Origin of the sequence: Bacillus sp. S2(2019), from assembly GCF_005144805.1 — a bacterium.
Lineage (GTDB): Bacteria > Bacillota > Bacilli > Bacillales > Bacillaceae > Bacillus > Bacillus altitudinis.
Window position 1 is genome coordinate 12,502 of record NZ_SWFL01000007.1, and the last position, 15,739, is coordinate 28,240.

Genomic DNA, 15,739 nt, shown 5'->3' on the forward strand with positions numbered 1-15,739 from the left:
CTAGTCAATCGTCTTTACGAAGACCCAGTCCAAGTTCTTCTAGTTTCGCTTTCACTTCTTCAAGAGATTTACGTCCAAGGTTACGAACTTTCATCATATCCTCTTCTGTCTTGTTAGCAAGCTCTTGAACAGTGTTAATACCCGCACGCTTCAAACAGTTGTAAGAACGAACAGAAAGATCAAGCTCTTCAATTGTCATTTCAAGCACTTTTTCTTTTTGGTCTTCTTCTTTTTCAACCATGATTTCTGCATGCTGAGCTTCGTCAGTTAACCCAACGAAAATATTTAGGTGTTCAGTTAAAATCTTAGAACCTAGAGCGATCGCTTCTTTCGGTCCTGTGCTTCCATCAGTCCATACATCTAGTGTTAATTTATCATAGTTTGTGATTTGCCCAACACGGGTGTTCTCCACTTGATAAGTTACACGAGATACAGGTGTATAGATTGAGTCGATCGGAATCACGCCGATAGGCTGATCGTCTCTTTTGTTTGCATCAGCAGGATTATACCCGCGACCTCTTTGTGCAGTCAAACGAACACGGAAGCTCGCATTTTTGCCAAGAGTTGCGATGTGAAGATCTGGATTTAAGATTTCAATATCGCTGTCGTGTGTAATATCAGCAGCTGTTACAGTTCCTTCATCTTGTACATCAATTTCAAGCGTCTTCTCTTCTTCAGAGTAGATTTTGAGTGCAAGCTTTTTAATGTTTAAGATAATCGTTGTAACATCTTCAACCACGCCTTCGATCGTTGAGAATTCGTGTAAGACACCATCTATCTGGATCGATGTTACAGCTGCACCAGGAAGTGAGGATAAAAGGATACGACGAAGGGAGTTCCCTAAAGTGGTACCATATCCACGCTCAAGTGGCTCTACGACAAACTTGCCATACTTGGCATCGTCGCTGATTTCAACCGTTTCGATTTTTGGTTTTTCAATTTCGATCATCTAATAAAACCCTCCTTCAAAACGTCGAAACCTCGAATAGAATCATATGAGATTCCATCCGAAATTCCTCATTGTTTAGTCCCGTATGTGCTCAGGCAACGAGTCGTGTATTCGTCTCATAAATAACTGTATCATAACCCATTATTGACAGGGACACAAAATCTATACAAACAAATTACACGCGGCGACGTTTTGGTGGACGGCATCCGTTATGAGGAACTGGAGTTACGTCTCTGATTGCAGTAACTTCAAGACCTGCAGCTTGAAGCGCACGAATTGCAGCTTCACGACCAGAACCAGGACCTTTAACAGTTACTTCAAGTGTTTTAAGACCATGTTCGATAGAACCTTTAGCAGCAGTTTCAGCAGCCATTTGTGCAGCGAAAGGAGTAGATTTACGAGAACCTCTGAATCCTAATGCACCAGCACTTGACCAAGAAATTGCGTTTCCATGAACATCAGTAATCGTTACAATCGTGTTGTTGAAAGTGGAACGGATATGAGCGATTCCAGCTTCAATATTCTTTTTCACGCGACGTTTACGCGTATTTTGTTTACGAGCAGCAGCCATTCTTTAACTACCTCCTTTACTTATTTTTTCTTGTTAGCTACAGTACGACGCGGACCTTTACGAGTGCGCGCGTTGTTTTTTGTGTTTTGTCCACGAACAGGAAGTCCTCTACGATGACGGATTCCGCGGTAGCTTCCGATTTCAATTAGACGCTTAATGTTAAGTGAAACTTCACGACGAAGGTCACCTTCTACTTTAAGTTTGTCAATGATATCACGGATTTTACCTAGTTCGTCTTCAGTTAGATCGCGAACGCGAGTGTCTTCAGAAACACCTGCTTCTTTAAGGACTTGTTGAGCCGTCGTACGACCAATTCCAAAAACATATGTTAAAGAAATGACAACACGCTTATCACGTGGAATATCTACACCAGCAATACGAGCCATGATTTGGGCACCTCCTTGTTATTAGCCTTGTTTTTGTTTATGTTTTGGGTTTTCACAGATCACCATTACTTTTCCTTTTCTGCGAATCACTTTACATTTTTCACAGATAGGTTTAACAGATGGTCTCACTTTCATGTGTTTCCAACCTCCTTCTTCCGGAGTTGCTTTATTTGTAACGGTACGTAATTCTACCACGAGTTAAGTCATATGGAGATAATTCTACCGTAACTTTGTCTCCAGGTAAAATGCGAATGAAGTGCATACGGATTTTTCCTGATACATGAGCCAAAACTGTATGACCATTCTCTAGTTCAACTTTGAACATTGCATTTGGCAAAGTTTCTGCTACAGTACCTTCCACTTCAATTACATCGTCTTTCGCCATTCAAGTGTTCTCCCTTCTTCAAATCAGTAACTTGCTCTCTGATAAATGTCCAAATGAGATGTTCTCAATTGTCCATCTATCACCCGACCTGTTTTGAATATACTGTTCTGAACTTCCGGAGATACGCAATCATAAAAGGTTAAATGATTGATATTTTTTCTTAGGAGAATGAATTTACGCTTTTCTCCGTCTGCGATTAGTACATGGCAGCCATCGAACACGCCGATGACAACTGTATACTGATCTTGTTCTTTCCTTGGACTATACAGACAACCTGCCCGATTTGGGCCTGAAAGGCTTCAGTGAAGACCTAAATCTTAGTCAGTATATCAAAACCTGTATCTGTAATCGCAATCGTATGCTCAAAGTGAGCACACTTTTTCCCATCAACCGTTACAACCGTCCAGTTATCAGCCAGTGTTTTCACATATCGGCTGCCTGCGTTCACCATCGGTTCGATGGCCAACACCATTCCAGGTTTGAGCCGTGGGCCTTTGTTCGGCGGACCATAATGAGGAATTTGAGGGTCCTCATGAAGATCCTGTCCGACCCCATGTCCAACATATTCTCTAACAACTGAGAAATTCTCATCTTCAACATACGTTTGTATGGCATGGGAAATGTTTGACAGACGTTCACCTGGCTTTGCTTCCTGTAAGCCCTTATATAGAGATTCCTCTGTGACTTCCAGTAGTTTGCGGTCCTCATCACTGATTACCCCAACTGGATATGTCCAAGCAGAGTCACCATGATAGCCATTTAACTTTGCGCCGATATCGATACTAATGATGTCTCCATCACGTAAAACCCGTTTACCAGGAATACCGTGAACGAGTTCTTCATTCACCGAAACGCAAATGCTCCCGCGAAAACCATTATACCCTTTAAAAGATGGGATTGCACCCTGCTTTGTAATAAAACGTTCGGCAATTTGATCCAATTCTTTTGTCGAAATACCTGGTTTTATGTGTTTCTTCAGCTCTTCATGAGTCAGTGCGACAATGCGTCCAGCTTCTCTCATAATCTCAAGCTCGCGAGGAGTTTTACAGATAATCATTTATTTAATCCCCCAAGCAGGTCCTTGATATCAGCGTAAACATCGTTAATGTGCTTCGCACCATCAATGTTTGCAAGATATCCTTTTTCTGAATAGAAATTCAGTAAAGGTTCAGTCTGCTTTAAGTTCACTTCAAGTCTTGTCGAAACGGTTTCTGCATTATCATCTGCACGTTGATAAAGCTCGCCTCCACACTTGTCACAAACATTTTCTTTCGCAGGTGGATTGAATACTAAATGATATGTTGCTCCGCAATCTTTGCAAATTCTTCGGCCAGTCAGACGCTCCATCAAAGCATCTTTATCGACTTTAATATTAATGACATAATCAATCGTTCTGCCAAGGTCCTTTAGAATGTCTTCTAAAGCTTCAGCCTGAGCGACTGTTCGCGGAAATCCGTCCAGAAGAAAACCTTGTTCACAATCATTCTTGCCAAGTCTTTCTCTAACAATACCGATTGTGACCTCATCAGGAACAAGCTCTCCTTTATCGATAAAGGATTTTGCTTCGAGCCCAAGTTGTGTCTCCTCTTTCATAGCAGCACGGAACATATCTCCTGTTGAGATATGAGGGATCCCATAATCATCAACAATTCGTTCTGCCTGAGTGCCTTTACCAGCACCCGGAAGCCCCATTAAGACTAAGTTCATTTCGGATTTCCCCTTCCTTACTTAGAGAGGTTGGGCAGGAGCCCAGCCCTCTGTTTTATTTCATAAATCCACGGTAGTTTCGTTTCACTAATTGGCTTTCAAGCTGTTTCATTGTTTCAAGTGCAACACCTACAACAATGAGAAGACTTGTGCCGCCAATTTGTGCAGCGGAAGGTAATCCAGCGAATTGAATGAAAAAGATAGGAAGTATTGAAATCACGGCTAAGAAAATGGCGCCCACAAACGTGAGTCGGTACAAAATGCTCGTAATTCTATCTTGAGTCATTTTCCCTGGACGAACTCCCGGGATATAGCCACCCTGCTTTTGCAGATTTTCAGCCATTTGTTCAGGGTTTACTTGGACAAAGGCATAAAAATATGTGAAAGCAACAATCAGTGCTACATAAATCGTCATACCGATTGGCTTAGTATAGTCAAAGTTGTTAGTTATCCAGGTTGTCACATTATTTGTTCCGAAGAACGATGCGATCGTCTGCGGAGTAATAATGAACGAAACGGCAAAGATGACTGGAATCACCCCTGCTGGATTCACTTTCAATGGAAGGTGCGTTGCTTGACTAGCAGACATTTGTGCACGGCCAGTTCCTTTTGAATATTGAATCGCAATCTTTCTCACTGCCATTTGAATGTAAATAACACCGATAACAATGACAAGAATAGCAATCACAATAAGGGCAATTTTCAGGATTTGCATGAACAGCTGTCCATCTCCACCTACAAATTGCTGAGCGTACACTTGCTTTAATGTTTGAGGAATACCTGCGATGATACCGGCAAAGATAATAATCGAAATACCGTTACCAACACCGTGAGCAGTAATCTGCTCTCCCAGCCACATTAAAAATGCTGTTCCCGCAGTGAGTACGACCGCAATTAAGAGATACGTTGAAACACCTGGGTTTTCAATCAGCATGCCTCCTGCCATATTGTTAAATCCATATGACATTCCTAACGCCTGGATAAATCCTAGAACAATTGTAAAATACCTTGTGAATTGTGCTAATTTTCGGCGGCCAACCTCTCCTTGCTTTGACCACTCAGTAAACTTCGGTACAACATCCATCTGCAAGAGCTGGATGATGATCGAAGCAGTGATATACGGCATAATCCCCATTGCAAGAATGGAGAATTGGAAAAGTGCCCCGCCCCCAAACGTGTTGAGGATTCCGAAAACACTCATTTGATCCTGTGCCTGGAGAACTTCGGCGTTCACATTAGGCACAGGGATGAAAGCACCTATACGAAAGACGACTAACATTAAAAGTGTAAATATAATCTTATTCCGTATATCTTTCACACGCATAAAATTGGAGATTGTCTTAAACAAGTTAGATCACCTCGGCTGTACCGCCAGCAGCTTCAATCGCTTCTTTAGCAGAAGCAGAGAATTTATTGGCTTTTACAGTTAATTTTTTTTCTAATTTACCGTTGCCAAGAATTTTTACTCCTGCTTTTAACTTGCTTATTGCACCAGTCTCTAGAAGAAGTTCAGGAGTGACTTCCGTTCCTTCGTCAAAACTGTTTAATCTGTCTAAGTTGATTACCGCGTAATCTTTACGGTTGATGTTTGTAAAACCACGTTTTGGAAGGCGTTGGAATAAAGGCATTTGACCACCTTCGAATCCAGGGCGTACACCGCCGCCAGAACGAGCGTTTTGACCTTTATGACCTTTACCAGAAGTTTTACCGTTACCTGATCCAATACCACGACCAACACGGTTGCGTACTTTACGTGAACCTTCTGAAGGCTTCAATTCATGAAGTTTCATTTGGGCACCTCCTTATCGATTAAAAATGTTTTATTGTTCTTTAACAGAAACTAAATGAGACACCTTGTTAATCATGCCGCGGATCGCTGCATTGTCTTCATGTACGACTGTTTGGTTTGTTTTCTTTAGACCAAGAGTACGAACAGTGACACGCTGATCTTCCGGGCGACCGATTACACTGCGTTTGAGGGTAATTTCTAATTTATTTGCCATTATTGTTCCCTCCTTATCCTAACAGGTCTTCTACAGATTTTCCACGAAGCTTCGCTACATCTTCAGCACGTTTAAGTTCACTTAAACCTTGAAGTGTTGCGCGGATCATGTTGATCGGTGTATTAGAACCTAGAGATTTAGAAAGGATATCAGCTAGACCAGCAAGCTCAAGTACCGCACGCACTGGGCCTCCAGCGATAACTCCTGTACCTTCTGAAGCAGGTTTCAATAGAACGTTTCCTGCACCGAATCGACCGATGATTTCATGTGGAATTGTAGTTCCAACCATTGGTACTTCAATTAAATTCTTTTTCGCGTCTTCAACAGCTTTGCGGATCGCTTCTGGTACTTCTTGTGCTTTACCAGTACCGAATCCTACATGACCGTTTTTGTCACCGACAACAACTAAAGCTGCAAAACGGAAACGACGTCCACCTTTAACAACTTTCGCTACCCGGTTAACCGTAACTAAGCGTTCTTCTAACTCTAATTTGCTTGGGTCAATACGACTCATTCGGATGTGTCCCTCCTTCTTTTATTAAAATTTAAGTCCAGCCTCACGAGCAGCTTCAGCTAGAGCTTTTACACGTCCATGATATAAGTATCCTCCGCGGTCAAATACCACGTTAGAGATGCCTTTTTCAACAGCACGTTTTGCAACAAGTTCGCCAACTTTAGTAGCAGCTGCAGCGTCAGAACTATTCTCGATCTTTAACTCTTTATCAAGAGTAGAAGCACTTACAAGTGTTACACCGTTAACATCATCAATTACTTGAGCGTAGATGTTCTTGTTAGAACGGAAAACGTTAAGGCGAGGTCTTTCAGCAGTACCTGAAAGTTTCGCACGAACACGAGCGTGTCTTTTAAGACGAGTAGCGTTTTTGCTAGTTTTCGTAATCATCCGAGTCACTCCTTTCTTCACATTAAGCGATCTTACTTACCAGTTTTTCCTTCTTTACGGCGAACGAATTCACCTTCGTAACGAATTCCTTTACCTTTGTAAGGCTCTGGAGCACGGACAGCGCGGATGTTAGAAGCTAGAGCTCCTACACGCTCTTTATCGATACCTTTAACGATTACTTTCGTTTGAGATGGAACTTCTACTTCAACTCCAGCCTCAGGAACGATTTCAACTGGGTGAGAGTATCCAACGTTAAGAACAAGTTTGTTTCCAGATTTAGCTGCACGGTAACCGACACCGATTAGTTCTAAACCTCTTTCGAAACCTTTAGATACACCTTCAACCATGTTTGCAATTAAGCTACGTGTTGTACCATGTAATGCACGGTGTTCTTTATTTTCAGACGGACGGCTTACAGTTAAGACGTTGTCCTCAATTTTAATTTCCATATCAGGGTGAAATGCACGAGTTAGTTCACCTTTTGGTCCCTTTACTGTCACTGTGTTATCGTTGTTTGTCACAGTTACTCCTGAAGGGATCTCGATTAGCTTTTTACCTATACGAGACATACCAAGCACCTCCATTCATCTTAAACTTTTTTTACCATACGTAAGCAAGTACTTCTCCACCAGCTTGTTTAGCACGGGCTTCTTTGTCCGATAAAACACCTTGTGATGTAGAAATAATTGCGATTCCAAGTCCGTTAAGTACACGTGGTACTTCATTTGATTTCGCATATACGCGTAAACCAGGTTTACTGATTCTTTTAAGACCAGTGATAACACGTTCGTTGTTTTGGCCGTATTTAAGGAACAAACGGATAATTCCTTGTTTGCTGTCTTCGACGTACTCAACGTCACGGATAAAACCTTCACGCTTTAAGATTTCAGCAATTTCTCTTTTGATTTTTGAAGCCGGTACTTCTAGCTTCTCATGACGTACCATGTTCGCATTGCGAATACGAGTCAGCAAATCTGCAATCGGATCTGTCATAACCATTATTTAATAACCTCCTTCCCATTTATGGGGATTACCAGCTGGCTTTTTTAACGCCAGGAATTTGTCCTTTATATGCAAGTTCGCGGAAACAAATACGGCAAAGTTTAAACTTGCGAATTACTGAATGTGGACGTCCACAACGTTCGCAGCGCGTATACTCTTGAACTTTAAACTTTTGTTTGCGTTGTTGTTTCGCAATCATAGACTTTTTAGCCACGATTTCGCCTCCCTTTCATTGATTATTTCTGGAACGGCATACCTACTTGAGTTAATAACTCACGTGCTTCTTCGTCCGTGTTGGCAGTCGTAACGATAACGATATCCATACCGCGGACTTTTGTTACTTTATCGTAATCAATTTCTGGGAAGATTAACTGTTCTTTAATACCAAGCGTGTAGTTTCCACGACCGTCGAAAGATTTCTTAGAAATCCCGCGGAAGTCACGTACACGTGGTAAAGATACAGAAATAAGTTTATCAAGGAAATCGTACATGCGCTCTCCGCGAAGTGTTACTTTCGCACCGATTGGCATTCCTTCACGTAGACGGAATCCAGCAATAGACTTCTTCGCACGAGTAACGACAGGTTTTTGACCAGCGATAAACGTTAATTCTTCAACAGCAGTATCGATTGCTTTAGCGTTTTGAACGGCGTCACCAACACCCATGTTGATCACGATTTTTTCGATTTTTGGCACTTGCATTACTGATTTGTATTCAAACTTAGAAACTAATGCAGGTGTAATTTCTTTTACATACTTTTCTTTAAGGCGGTTCATGAGAAAGACCTCCCTTCCTTATTTACTATTTATCTAGAACTTGCCCAGATTTTTTCGCTACACGGACTTTCTTTCCGTCCTCAACTTTATATCCAATACGTGTCACTTCACCCGTTTTAGGATCAAGCGGCATTACGTTTGATACGTGGATCGGCGCTTCTTGTTCAGAAATTCCGCCTTGAGGGTTAGCTTGGGTTGGTTTAGAGTGTTTTTTCACAAGGTTAATACCTTCTACTAAAACACGGTCCTTTTTAGGGAAAGCAGCAAGGATGACACCTTGTTTACCTTTATCTTTACCAGAGATAACCACTACTTTATCGCCCTTTTTAACATGCATTTAATCGCACCTCCTTGAGTCGCGGATTGTATTCATTAAAGTACTTCTGGTGCTAAAGAAACAATTTTCATATAGTTGTTTTCACGAAGTTCACGTGCTACTGGTCCGAAGATACGAGTTCCACGTGGGCTCTTGTCGTCACGGATGATGACACATGCATTTTCATCAAAACTGATGTAAGATCCATCGTTTCTGCGAGCTCCGCTCTTAGTACGAACGATAACTGCTTTCACAACTTCACCTTTTTTGACAACGCCTCCTGGTGTTGCTTGTTTAACCGTACAAACAATGACATCACCGATGTTAGCCGTTTTACGTCCAGAGCCACCAAGAACTTTAATCGTTAGTACTTCGCGTGCGCCAGAGTTGTCAGCTACTTTTAAACGAGTCTCCTGTTGAATCATTAATGTTACCTCCCTTCGGAAAAAGAAATCCGAACTTTATTAGATAATAACAGCTTCTTCGACAACTTCAACTAGACGAAAGCGTTTAGTCGCAGATAATGGACGAGTTTCCATGACCTTTACGATGTCTCCGATTTTTGCTTGGTTGTTTTCATCATGTGCTTTGAACTTTTTAGAGTATCTTACACGTTTGCCATAAAGTGAATGCTTTTTGTATGTTTCAACTACAACAGTGATGGTTTTATCCATTTTGTCAGAAACAACACGACCTTGATACACTTTACGTTGGTTACGTTCGCTCATGTTTGCGGGGCCTCCCCTCTAATTATTATTTATTAGCAGCGATTTCTCTTTGACGAATCACAGTTTTCATGCGTGCGATTGATTTACGCACTTCACGAATGCGAGCAGTGTTTTCAAGCTGCCCAGTCGCTAATTGGAAACGAAGATTGAAAAGTTCTTCTTTAAGAGACTTTACTTTTTGTTCAATTTCAGCAGTGGTAAGGTCACGAATTTCATTAGCTTTCATTTGATTCACCACCAATTTCTTCACGTTTTACGAACTTCGTTTTAATTGGCAATTTGTGAGATGCAAGACGAAGAGCTTCACGAGCAACTTCTTCAGACACACCAGAAATTTCAAATAAAACTTTGCCCGGTTTTACTACAGCTACCCAGCCTTCTGGAGCACCTTTACCGGAACCCATGCGGACCTCTAGAGGTTTAGCTGTGTATGGCTTAGAAGGGAAAATTTTGATCCAAACTTTACCGCCACGTTTCATGTAACGAGTCATAGCAATACGAGCAGCTTCGATTTGACGGTTAGTGATCCAAGAAGCTTCAAGAGCTTGGATACCGAACTCACCGAAATGTACTTCAGTGCCGCCTTTTGCACGACCACGCATTTTTCCACGATGTTCTCTGCGATACTTCACGCGTTTTGGCAATAACATATTATTTTCCTCCTTCCGCAGTATTCTTCTTAGTTGGAAGGACTTCTCCACGATAGATCCATACTTTTACGCCAAGCTTACCATAAGTAGTATCAGCTTCAGCAGTAGCATAGTCGATGTCAGCACGAAGTGTGTGCAATGGAACAGTACCTTCACTGTAATATTCAGAACGAGCAATATCTGCACCGCCAAGACGACCAGAAACCATTGTTTTGATTCCTTGTGCTCCAGCACGCATTGTGCGTTGGATTGTTTGTTTTTGTGCACGACGGAATGAAATACGATTTTCAAGTTGACGAGCGATGTTTTCAGCAACTAGCTGAGCATCAAGATCTGCTCTCTTGATTTCAAGAATGTTGATGTGTACACGTTTGCCAGTTAGGCTGTTAAGAGCTTTACGAAGTGCTTCAACTTCAGATCCGCCTTTACCAATTACCATACCTGGTTTAGCCGTGTGGATTGTGATATTTACGCGGTTTGCAGCACGTTCGATTTCTACTTTAGAAACAGACGCGTCAGACAAACGCTTGCTGATGAATTCACGGATTTTCAAGTCTTCATGTAAGAAGTCAGCGTAATCTTTTCCTGCGAACCATTTAGATTCCCAATCACGAATGACGCCAATACGAAGACCTACTGGATTTACCTTTTGACCCACGGATTATCCCTCCTTCTTTTCTGATACAACGATTGTAATGTGGCTAGTACGTTTGTTAATTGCGCTCGCACGACCCATAGCACGTGGACGGAATCTCTTAAGTGTTGGACCTTCGTCAACGAATGCTTGAGTAATCACTAGGCTGTTAGCGTCCAACTCGTAGTTGTGCTCAGCATTTGCGATAGCAGATTTTAATACTTTTTCAATAATTGGTGAAGCAGCCTTAGGTGTAAGGTTTAAGATAGAAACTGCTTCTCCTACTTGCTTACCTCGGATCAGGTCCATTACTAGACGTGCTTTACGAGGAGCAATACGGACTGTTCTTGCGACAGCTTTAGCTTGCATTTAAAAGCCTCCTCTCATTAGCGTCTTGTTTTTTTATCGTCACTAGCATGACCTTTGTAAGTACGGCTTGGTGCGAATTCGCCCAATTTGTGACCTACCATATCTTCAGAAATGAAAACAGGTACATGTTTGCGTCCGTCATAGACAGCGATTGTGTGACCGATGAATTGTGGGAAAATTGTAGAACGACGAGACCAAGTTTTTACGACTTGCTTTTTGTCAGTTTCATTCAATCTCTCGACTTTAGCCATCAAATGATCATCAACAAATGGTCCTTTTTTTAAGCTGCGAGCCATTGTGGAACCTCCCTTCGTGATTGAACTACGGTCCTAAATGAACCGTAGACAACCCCGTTACTTGTTTTTACGACGACGTACAATGAATTTATCAGACTTGTTGGTTTTCTTACGAGTCTTGAATCCAAGAGTCGGTTTACCCCATGGAGACATTGGTGATTTACGTCCGATTGGAGCGCGTCCTTCACCACCGCCGTGTGGGTGATCGTTAGGGTTCATTACAGAACCACGAACTGTTGGGCGTACGCCTTTCCAGCGAGAACGTCCAGCTTTACCGATGTTGATTAGTTCGTGTTGTTCGTTTCCAACTTGACCGATAGTCGCACGGCAAGCAGAAAGGATCATGCGTACTTCACCAGAGTTCAAACGTACAAGAACGTATTTACCTTCTTTACCTAGAACTTGAGCAGAAGTACCAGCAGAACGAACTAATTGTCCACCTTTACCTGGTTTTAATTCAATGTTATGCACAACTGTACCAACTGGGATGTTGATAAGTGGAAGAGCATTACCTGGTTTGATGTCAGCTTCTGGTCCAGAAGTAACTTCAGTACCAACTTGGATTCCTTTCGGAGCAAGAATGTAACGTTTCTCACCATCTGCATAGTTTACAAGAGCGATGTTCGCTGAACGGTTTGGATCATACTCGATTGTAGCAACGCGTCCAGGTATACCGTCTTTATCACGCTTAAAGTCGATGATACGGTATTGACGTTTGTGACCGCCACCTTGATGACGAACAGTCAATCTACCTTGGTTGTTACGTCCGCCTTTTCTGTGAAGCGGTGCAAGCAACGATTTTTCTGGTTTGTCAGTCGTGATTTCAGCAAAATCTGAAGTAGTCATGCCACGACGACCATTACTGGTTGGTTTATACTTTTTAATCGCCATTTTGAATTTCCCTCCTTCTTTTTAAGATTTACGCTTCAAAAATTTCGATTTCTTTGCTGTCAGCAGTTAATTTCACGATCGCTTTTCTGCGACGGCTAGTCATACCAGTGTAGCGTCCAACGCGTTTTGATTTACCTTTGTAGTTTTGAACGTTGACTTTCTCAACTTTCACTCCAAAGATCTCTTCAACAGCGTCTTTCACTTCTGTCTTGTTAGCTCTGACATCAACTTCGAACGTGTACTTCTTCTCTGTCATTAGATCAGCAGAACGTTCAGTAATGATAGGGCGCTTTAGAACATCACGAGGATCTTTCATTATGCAAGTCCCTCCTCTACTTTTTCAACCGCTGCTTTAGTGATCAGAAGTTTGTCGTGGTTGACAACGTCAAGAACGTTGATACCGTTAGCTTCAACAACTGTTACTCCAGGGATGTTACGAGCAGATAAAGCAACTGTTTCGTTTGCATCCGCAGTGACGATCAACGCTTTCTTCTCAACAGATAACCCTTTAAGGATGCCTGCGAATTCTTTCGTTTTCACTGCATCAAGAGTAAGATCTTCAAGAACGATGATGTTGTTGTCGATTACTTTAGAAGACAATACTGACTTGATAGCCAAGCGGCGAACTTTTTTAGGTAATTTATAAGAATAGCTGCGTGGTGTTGGACCGAATACGATACCGCCTCCGCGCCATTGTGGTGAACGGATAGAACCTTGACGAGCACGACCTGTACCCTTCTGTCTCCAAGGTTTACGACCTCCGCCACGTACTTCAGAACGAGTTTTTACTTTGTGAGTTCCTTGACGTAAGGAAGCTCTTTGCATAAGAATAGCATCGAATACTACGCTTTCGTTTGGCTCAATTCCAAACACAGAAGCGTTTAATTCGATTTCACCGTTAGTAGAACCGTTTTGGTTAAATAATGCTACTTTTGGCATGACTTGTTTCCTCCTTTCCTAAGAGAGTTATTTAGTTTTAACTGCACTCTTTACAGTTACTAGAGATTTTTTAGCTCCTGGTACGTTACCTTTGATCAAAAGAAGATTGCGTTCTGCATCAACTTTAACGATCTCAAGATTTTGGACAGTGATTTGCTCTCCGCCCATACGTCCTGGAAGAAGTTTACCTTTGAATACTCGGTTTGGATCAACAGGTCCCATTGAACCAGGACGACGGTGGTAACGTGAACCGTGAGTCATTGGTCCGCGTGATTGTCCGTGGCGTTTGATAGCCCCTTGGAATCCTTTACCTTTTGATGTTCCTGTTACATCTACGATATCTCCATTTGCGAAAATATCAACTTTGACTTCCTGACCAACTTCATACGCATCTAACTCCACACCGCGTAATTCTTTTACGAAGCGCTTAGGAGCAGTTTCCGCTTTAGCAACGTGGCCTTTCTCTGGTTTGTTAGAAAGCTTCTCACGTTTGTCGTCAAAACCGATTTGGATTGCTTCATAGCCATCCGTGTCAGTAGTCTTCTTCTGAAGAACAACGTTAGCAGCAGCCTCAACAACAGTTACAGGGATAAGATCACCGTTTTCTGCGAATACTTGCGTCATACCAATTTTTCTACCTAAGATTCCTTTGGTCATTCGTCACACCTCCTATAATATGTGTTTTCTATTTGAATTAAAGTTTGATTTCGATATCTACACCGGATGGTAAATCTAAACGCATAAGTGCATCAACTGTTTGCGGAGTTGGATTCACAATGTCGATTAGACGTTTGTGAGTACGCATCTCGAATTGCTCACGAGAATCTTTGTACTTATGCACCGCACGAAGGATTGTGTAAACTGATTTTTCAGTTGGAAGCGGGATTGGACCAGATACACTAGCACCAGAACGCTTAGCCGTTTCAACAATCTTCTCAGCAGATTGATCAAGAATTCTATGATCATATGCTTTTAAACGAATACGAATTTTTTGTTTTGCCATTATTTTCCCTCCTTTTCGCCTACTTACGTTAGACAGTTCTCCGTGAGAAAAACCTGATCACCTTGCCATGGCAAAGCGGCCGGGTGTGTCAGCAACCTCTCACTTCATCGCAGTCAAAGACCAACATGCACTATTGTACCAAATTGGCCTGAGTGTTGCAATAATAAATCGGATAAATTTATGATTTGCACACTTTTCATATTATACAGGGGTTCAGCCTATAAATCAAGCTTTCCCTGAAGATGATGTGTAGCTGTCTTCCTGACGATACGAATAAATTCTTCTGGCTCTTCAATATGCGGAGAATGCGCAGATTCTTTAAAAGTAAACCACTCTTTTATTGGTGCTGTAAGTTGATCAACATATGGTTTTGAAACAGCAGCTGGTGTAATCATGTCATGTTCACCGATGATAAAGTAGCAGGGTATTAATATAGAAGAAACTCGGTATTGAATGCTTTCGTTCATCAGCTCGTCCCACAGCAAATCCTGGCTATACTTCTGTCCCATAAGGAATTTCCACTTATCTTTTAGCTGATAATGCTTACTAACAAGAAATGCATACAGCATTTGAAAAAGTGGCTTCCACCTATGCGTGAGCCCTACTTTTGCGAACTCTTTGTATAGAGAGAACAAAGCATGAGCAGAGGTGCGTTTCCAAGGGGGTGGTGTCAGCAATCTTAGACATCTACTGAAGAAATGCTTGCCTTGATATTTTTTTAGAAGAAGTTCGTACGATACAATATCCTCTTTTAATACATCAACCACCTGACTAATTCCATAATAGGCATGATACAAATCTGGTCGTTTATGTACAGCTTGTATCGCAATTAATGATCCCCATGAATAACCCGCAATGTATATTTTCGTTTGATCATTATAAGAAAGCAGTTTTTCTGTAAGCTCAATCGTATCCTCTACGAATTGCCCAATGGTCATAGAAGACTCAGGAATGTTTTTTTGATAAGACAGTCCTGCACCGCGCTGGTCCCAATGAACAACAGTGAAGTCTTGATCAAGTTCCTTATGAAAGGAATCGATATAACTCATTTGAGCTGACCCTGGGCCACCGTGTAAAAATAATAAAACAGGTTTTATTTTTTTCGCTTGATCTTCTTTTATCATAATCCATTGATCAAGCCCGCCAATCAGCCACTTTTTCAACATTGTCTTCGCCATTCCAGTGATCCTCTCGGTTCCATTTAGATTCTATAGCTTATAGTAGCCGTTATGC

General features: G+C 41.8%; 30 protein-coding genes. All 30 read right to left on the reverse strand.

Translation table 11 applies throughout. The features are described 5' to 3' along the window. Positions 1–4 precede the first annotated feature (4 nt). A complete protein-coding gene (locus tag FBF75_RS18585; RefSeq protein ID WP_003217009.1) occupies positions 5–949 on the reverse strand; it encodes a DNA-directed RNA polymerase subunit alpha in 945 nt (314 codons plus the stop codon). A gap of 175 nt (positions 950–1,124) precedes the next feature. Further along, positions 1,125–1,520, reverse strand: coding sequence for a 30S ribosomal protein S11 (rpsK, locus tag FBF75_RS18590; RefSeq protein ID WP_003217231.1), 396 nt, complete (start codon positions 1,518–1,520; stop codon positions 1,125–1,127). A 20-nt stretch (positions 1,521–1,540) separates the two neighbouring features. After that, on the reverse strand, positions 1,541–1,906 hold the full coding sequence (gene rpsM / locus FBF75_RS18595) for a 30S ribosomal protein S13 (protein WP_003217023.1): 366 nt from the start codon (positions 1,904–1,906) through the stop codon (positions 1,541–1,543). Between the two features lie 21 nt (positions 1,907–1,927). Beyond that, positions 1,928–2,041 carry a 50S ribosomal protein L36 gene (gene rpmJ, locus FBF75_RS18600; RefSeq protein WP_003156543.1) on the reverse strand — a complete coding sequence of 38 codons (114 nt, stop codon included), beginning with the start codon at positions 2,039–2,041 and terminating at the stop codon, positions 1,928–1,930. Positions 2,042–2,072: 31 nt separating this feature from the next. After that, positions 2,073–2,291 (reverse strand): translation initiation factor IF-1, encoded by a 219-nt coding sequence (infA, locus tag FBF75_RS18605; RefSeq protein WP_003217190.1) that lies wholly within the window; start codon positions 2,289–2,291, stop codon positions 2,073–2,075. Positions 2,292–2,601: 310 nt separating this feature from the next. Further along, the gene (gene map, locus FBF75_RS18615) at positions 2,602–3,348 is read right to left on the reverse strand and encodes a type I methionyl aminopeptidase (protein ID WP_017359166.1); all 747 of its coding nucleotides are present in this window, start codon (positions 3,346–3,348) and stop codon (positions 2,602–2,604) included. Beyond that, a complete protein-coding gene (locus FBF75_RS18620) occupies positions 3,345–3,998 on the reverse strand; it encodes an adenylate kinase (RefSeq protein ID WP_007496336.1) in 654 nt (217 codons plus the stop codon). The genes map and FBF75_RS18620 overlap by 4 nt, the downstream gene beginning before the upstream one ends. 55 nt (positions 3,999–4,053) lie before the next feature. Then, on the reverse strand, positions 4,054–5,346 hold the full coding sequence (secY, locus tag FBF75_RS18625) for a preprotein translocase subunit SecY (RefSeq protein ID WP_007496334.1): 1,293 nt from the start codon (positions 5,344–5,346) through the stop codon (positions 4,054–4,056). 1 nt (position 5,347) lies between these two features. Beyond that, complete coding sequence (gene rplO / locus FBF75_RS18630; RefSeq protein WP_003216888.1) at positions 5,348–5,788, reverse strand: 50S ribosomal protein L15; 441 nt, start codon at positions 5,786–5,788, stop codon at positions 5,348–5,350. Between the two features lie 30 nt (positions 5,789–5,818). Then, entirely contained in the window at positions 5,819–6,001 is a 183-nt protein-coding gene (gene rpmD / locus FBF75_RS18635; protein WP_003217067.1) for a 50S ribosomal protein L30, read from the reverse strand. A 13-nt stretch (positions 6,002–6,014) separates the two neighbouring features. Next, on the reverse strand, positions 6,015–6,515 hold the full coding sequence (gene rpsE, locus FBF75_RS18640) for a 30S ribosomal protein S5 (protein WP_007496332.1): 501 nt from the start codon (positions 6,513–6,515) through the stop codon (positions 6,015–6,017). A gap of 24 nt (positions 6,516–6,539) precedes the next feature. Continuing rightward, positions 6,540–6,902, reverse strand: a complete 363-nt coding sequence (gene rplR / locus FBF75_RS18645; protein WP_003216951.1) for a 50S ribosomal protein L18 — start codon at positions 6,900–6,902, stop codon at positions 6,540–6,542. A 32-nt stretch (positions 6,903–6,934) separates the two neighbouring features. After that, positions 6,935–7,471: a 50S ribosomal protein L6 gene (rplF, locus tag FBF75_RS18650; protein WP_008345395.1), complete on the reverse strand. Its 537-nt coding sequence runs from the start codon at positions 7,469–7,471 to the stop codon at positions 6,935–6,937. A gap of 31 nt (positions 7,472–7,502) precedes the next feature. Then, entirely contained in the window at positions 7,503–7,901 is a 399-nt protein-coding gene (gene rpsH / locus FBF75_RS18655; protein WP_007496327.1) for a 30S ribosomal protein S8, read from the reverse strand. Positions 7,902–7,932: 31 nt separating this feature from the next. Continuing rightward, entirely contained in the window at positions 7,933–8,118 is a 186-nt protein-coding gene (rpsN, locus tag FBF75_RS18660; RefSeq protein ID WP_008356542.1) for a 30S ribosomal protein S14, read from the reverse strand. A gap of 22 nt (positions 8,119–8,140) precedes the next feature. Continuing rightward, entirely contained in the window at positions 8,141–8,680 is a 540-nt protein-coding gene (rplE, locus tag FBF75_RS18665; protein WP_003217159.1) for a 50S ribosomal protein L5, read from the reverse strand. A gap of 25 nt (positions 8,681–8,705) precedes the next feature. Continuing rightward, a complete protein-coding gene (rplX, locus tag FBF75_RS18670; RefSeq protein ID WP_007496325.1) occupies positions 8,706–9,017 on the reverse strand; it encodes a 50S ribosomal protein L24 in 312 nt (103 codons plus the stop codon). Between the two features lie 35 nt (positions 9,018–9,052). After that, a complete protein-coding gene (gene rplN / locus FBF75_RS18675) occupies positions 9,053–9,421 on the reverse strand; it encodes a 50S ribosomal protein L14 (protein ID WP_003216882.1) in 369 nt (122 codons plus the stop codon). 39 nt (positions 9,422–9,460) lie between these two features. Continuing rightward, entirely contained in the window at positions 9,461–9,724 is a 264-nt protein-coding gene (rpsQ, locus tag FBF75_RS18680) for a 30S ribosomal protein S17 (protein ID WP_003216906.1), read from the reverse strand. Between the two features lie 25 nt (positions 9,725–9,749). After that, positions 9,750–9,950 (reverse strand): 50S ribosomal protein L29, encoded by a 201-nt coding sequence (gene rpmC, locus FBF75_RS18685; protein WP_003217155.1) that lies wholly within the window; start codon positions 9,948–9,950, stop codon positions 9,750–9,752. Beyond that, complete coding sequence (rplP, locus tag FBF75_RS18690; protein WP_003225801.1) at positions 9,940–10,374, reverse strand: 50S ribosomal protein L16; 435 nt, start codon at positions 10,372–10,374, stop codon at positions 9,940–9,942. The genes rpmC and rplP overlap by 11 nt, the downstream gene beginning before the upstream one ends. A gap of 1 nt (position 10,375) precedes the next feature. After that, entirely contained in the window at positions 10,376–11,032 is a 657-nt protein-coding gene (rpsC, locus tag FBF75_RS18695) for a 30S ribosomal protein S3 (protein WP_003217241.1), read from the reverse strand. Positions 11,033–11,035: 3 nt separating this feature from the next. Beyond that, on the reverse strand, positions 11,036–11,377 hold the full coding sequence (rplV, locus tag FBF75_RS18700) for a 50S ribosomal protein L22 (RefSeq protein WP_007496316.1): 342 nt from the start codon (positions 11,375–11,377) through the stop codon (positions 11,036–11,038). A gap of 17 nt (positions 11,378–11,394) precedes the next feature. Further along, on the reverse strand, positions 11,395–11,673 hold the full coding sequence (gene rpsS, locus FBF75_RS18705; RefSeq protein ID WP_136945067.1) for a 30S ribosomal protein S19: 279 nt from the start codon (positions 11,671–11,673) through the stop codon (positions 11,395–11,397). A 57-nt stretch (positions 11,674–11,730) separates the two neighbouring features. Continuing rightward, positions 11,731–12,564, reverse strand: coding sequence for a 50S ribosomal protein L2 (rplB, locus tag FBF75_RS18710; RefSeq protein ID WP_007496314.1), 834 nt, complete (start codon positions 12,562–12,564; stop codon positions 11,731–11,733). Between the two features lie 28 nt (positions 12,565–12,592). Beyond that, on the reverse strand, positions 12,593–12,880 hold the full coding sequence (rplW, locus tag FBF75_RS18715; protein ID WP_003217016.1) for a 50S ribosomal protein L23: 288 nt from the start codon (positions 12,878–12,880) through the stop codon (positions 12,593–12,595). Next, positions 12,880–13,503, reverse strand: coding sequence for a 50S ribosomal protein L4 (gene rplD / locus FBF75_RS18720; RefSeq protein WP_007496312.1), 624 nt, complete (start codon positions 13,501–13,503; stop codon positions 12,880–12,882). The genes rplW and rplD overlap by 1 nt, the downstream gene beginning before the upstream one ends. Before the next feature lie 27 nt (positions 13,504–13,530). After that, the gene (gene rplC, locus FBF75_RS18725; RefSeq protein ID WP_007496311.1) at positions 13,531–14,160 is read right to left on the reverse strand and encodes a 50S ribosomal protein L3; all 630 of its coding nucleotides are present in this window, start codon (positions 14,158–14,160) and stop codon (positions 13,531–13,533) included. Between the two features lie 37 nt (positions 14,161–14,197). Beyond that, positions 14,198–14,506 (reverse strand): 30S ribosomal protein S10, encoded by a 309-nt coding sequence (rpsJ, locus tag FBF75_RS18730; RefSeq protein ID WP_003156464.1) that lies wholly within the window; start codon positions 14,504–14,506, stop codon positions 14,198–14,200. Between the two features lie 218 nt (positions 14,507–14,724). Further along, positions 14,725–15,684 carry an alpha/beta fold hydrolase gene (locus FBF75_RS18735; protein WP_017359165.1) on the reverse strand — a complete coding sequence of 320 codons (960 nt, stop codon included), beginning with the start codon at positions 15,682–15,684 and terminating at the stop codon, positions 14,725–14,727. Positions 15,685–15,739 lie beyond the last annotated feature (55 nt).

Bases quoted from the DNA above. Each gene is read 5' to 3' on its own strand.
- FBF75_RS18585 (WP_003217009.1), bottom strand. From the start codon at position 949: ATGATCGAAATTGAAAAACCAAAAATCGAAACGGTTGAAATCAGCGAC.
- rpsK (WP_003217231.1), bottom strand. From the start codon at position 1,520: ATGGCTGCTGCTCGTAAACAAAATACGCGTAAACGTCGCGTGAAAAAG.
- rpsM (WP_003217023.1), bottom strand. From the start codon at position 1,906: ATGGCTCGTATTGCTGGTGTAGATATTCCACGTGATAAGCGTGTTGTC.
- rpmJ (WP_003156543.1), bottom strand. From the start codon at position 2,041: ATGAAAGTGAGACCATCTGTTAAACCTATCTGTGAAAAATGTAAAGTG.
- infA (WP_003217190.1), bottom strand. From the start codon at position 2,291: ATGGCGAAAGACGATGTAATTGAAGTGGAAGGTACTGTAGCAGAAACT.
- map (WP_017359166.1), bottom strand. From the start codon at position 3,348: ATGATTATCTGTAAAACTCCTCGCGAGCTTGAGATTATGAGAGAAGCT.
- FBF75_RS18620 (WP_007496336.1), bottom strand. From the start codon at position 3,998: ATGAACTTAGTCTTAATGGGGCTTCCGGGTGCTGGTAAAGGCACTCAG.
- rplO (WP_003216888.1), bottom strand. From the start codon at position 5,788: ATGAAACTTCATGAATTGAAGCCTTCAGAAGGTTCACGTAAAGTACGC.
- rpmD (WP_003217067.1), bottom strand. From the start codon at position 6,001: ATGGCAAATAAATTAGAAATTACCCTCAAACGCAGTGTAATCGGTCGC.
- rpsE (WP_007496332.1), bottom strand. From the start codon at position 6,515: ATGAGTCGTATTGACCCAAGCAAATTAGAGTTAGAAGAACGCTTAGTT.
- rplR (WP_003216951.1), bottom strand. From the start codon at position 6,902: ATGATTACGAAAACTAGCAAAAACGCTACTCGTCTTAAAAGACACGCT.
- rplF (WP_008345395.1), bottom strand. From the start codon at position 7,471: ATGTCTCGTATAGGTAAAAAGCTAATCGAGATCCCTTCAGGAGTAACT.
- rpsH (WP_007496327.1), bottom strand. From the start codon at position 7,901: ATGGTTATGACAGATCCGATTGCAGATTTGCTGACTCGTATTCGCAAT.
- rplE (WP_003217159.1), bottom strand. From the start codon at position 8,680: ATGAACCGCCTTAAAGAAAAGTATGTAAAAGAAATTACACCTGCATTA.
- rplX (WP_007496325.1), bottom strand. From the start codon at position 9,017: ATGCATGTTAAAAAGGGCGATAAAGTAGTGGTTATCTCTGGTAAAGAT.
- rplN (WP_003216882.1), bottom strand. From the start codon at position 9,421: ATGATTCAACAGGAGACTCGTTTAAAAGTAGCTGACAACTCTGGCGCA.
- rpsQ (WP_003216906.1), bottom strand. From the start codon at position 9,724: ATGAGCGAACGTAACCAACGTAAAGTGTATCAAGGTCGTGTTGTTTCT.
- rpmC (WP_003217155.1), bottom strand. From the start codon at position 9,950: ATGAAAGCTAATGAAATTCGTGACCTTACCACTGCTGAAATTGAACAA.
- rplP (WP_003225801.1), bottom strand. From the start codon at position 10,374: ATGTTATTGCCAAAACGCGTGAAGTATCGCAGAGAACATCGTGGAAAA.
- rplV (WP_007496316.1), bottom strand. From the start codon at position 11,377: ATGCAAGCTAAAGCTGTCGCAAGAACAGTCCGTATTGCTCCTCGTAAA.
- rpsS (WP_136945067.1), bottom strand. From the start codon at position 11,673: ATGGCTCGCAGCTTAAAAAAAGGACCATTTGTTGATGATCATTTGATG.
- rplB (WP_007496314.1), bottom strand. From the start codon at position 12,564: ATGGCGATTAAAAAGTATAAACCAACCAGTAATGGTCGTCGTGGCATG.
- rplW (WP_003217016.1), bottom strand. From the start codon at position 12,880: ATGAAAGATCCTCGTGATGTTCTAAAGCGCCCTATCATTACTGAACGT.
- rplD (WP_007496312.1), bottom strand. From the start codon at position 13,503: ATGCCAAAAGTAGCATTATTTAACCAAAACGGTTCTACTAACGGTGAA.
- rplC (WP_007496311.1), bottom strand. From the start codon at position 14,160: ATGACCAAAGGAATCTTAGGTAGAAAAATTGGTATGACGCAAGTATTC.
- rpsJ (WP_003156464.1), bottom strand. From the start codon at position 14,506: ATGGCAAAACAAAAAATTCGTATTCGTTTAAAAGCATATGATCATAGA.
- FBF75_RS18735 (WP_017359165.1), bottom strand. From the start codon at position 15,684: ATGGCGAAGACAATGTTGAAAAAGTGGCTGATTGGCGGGCTTGATCAA.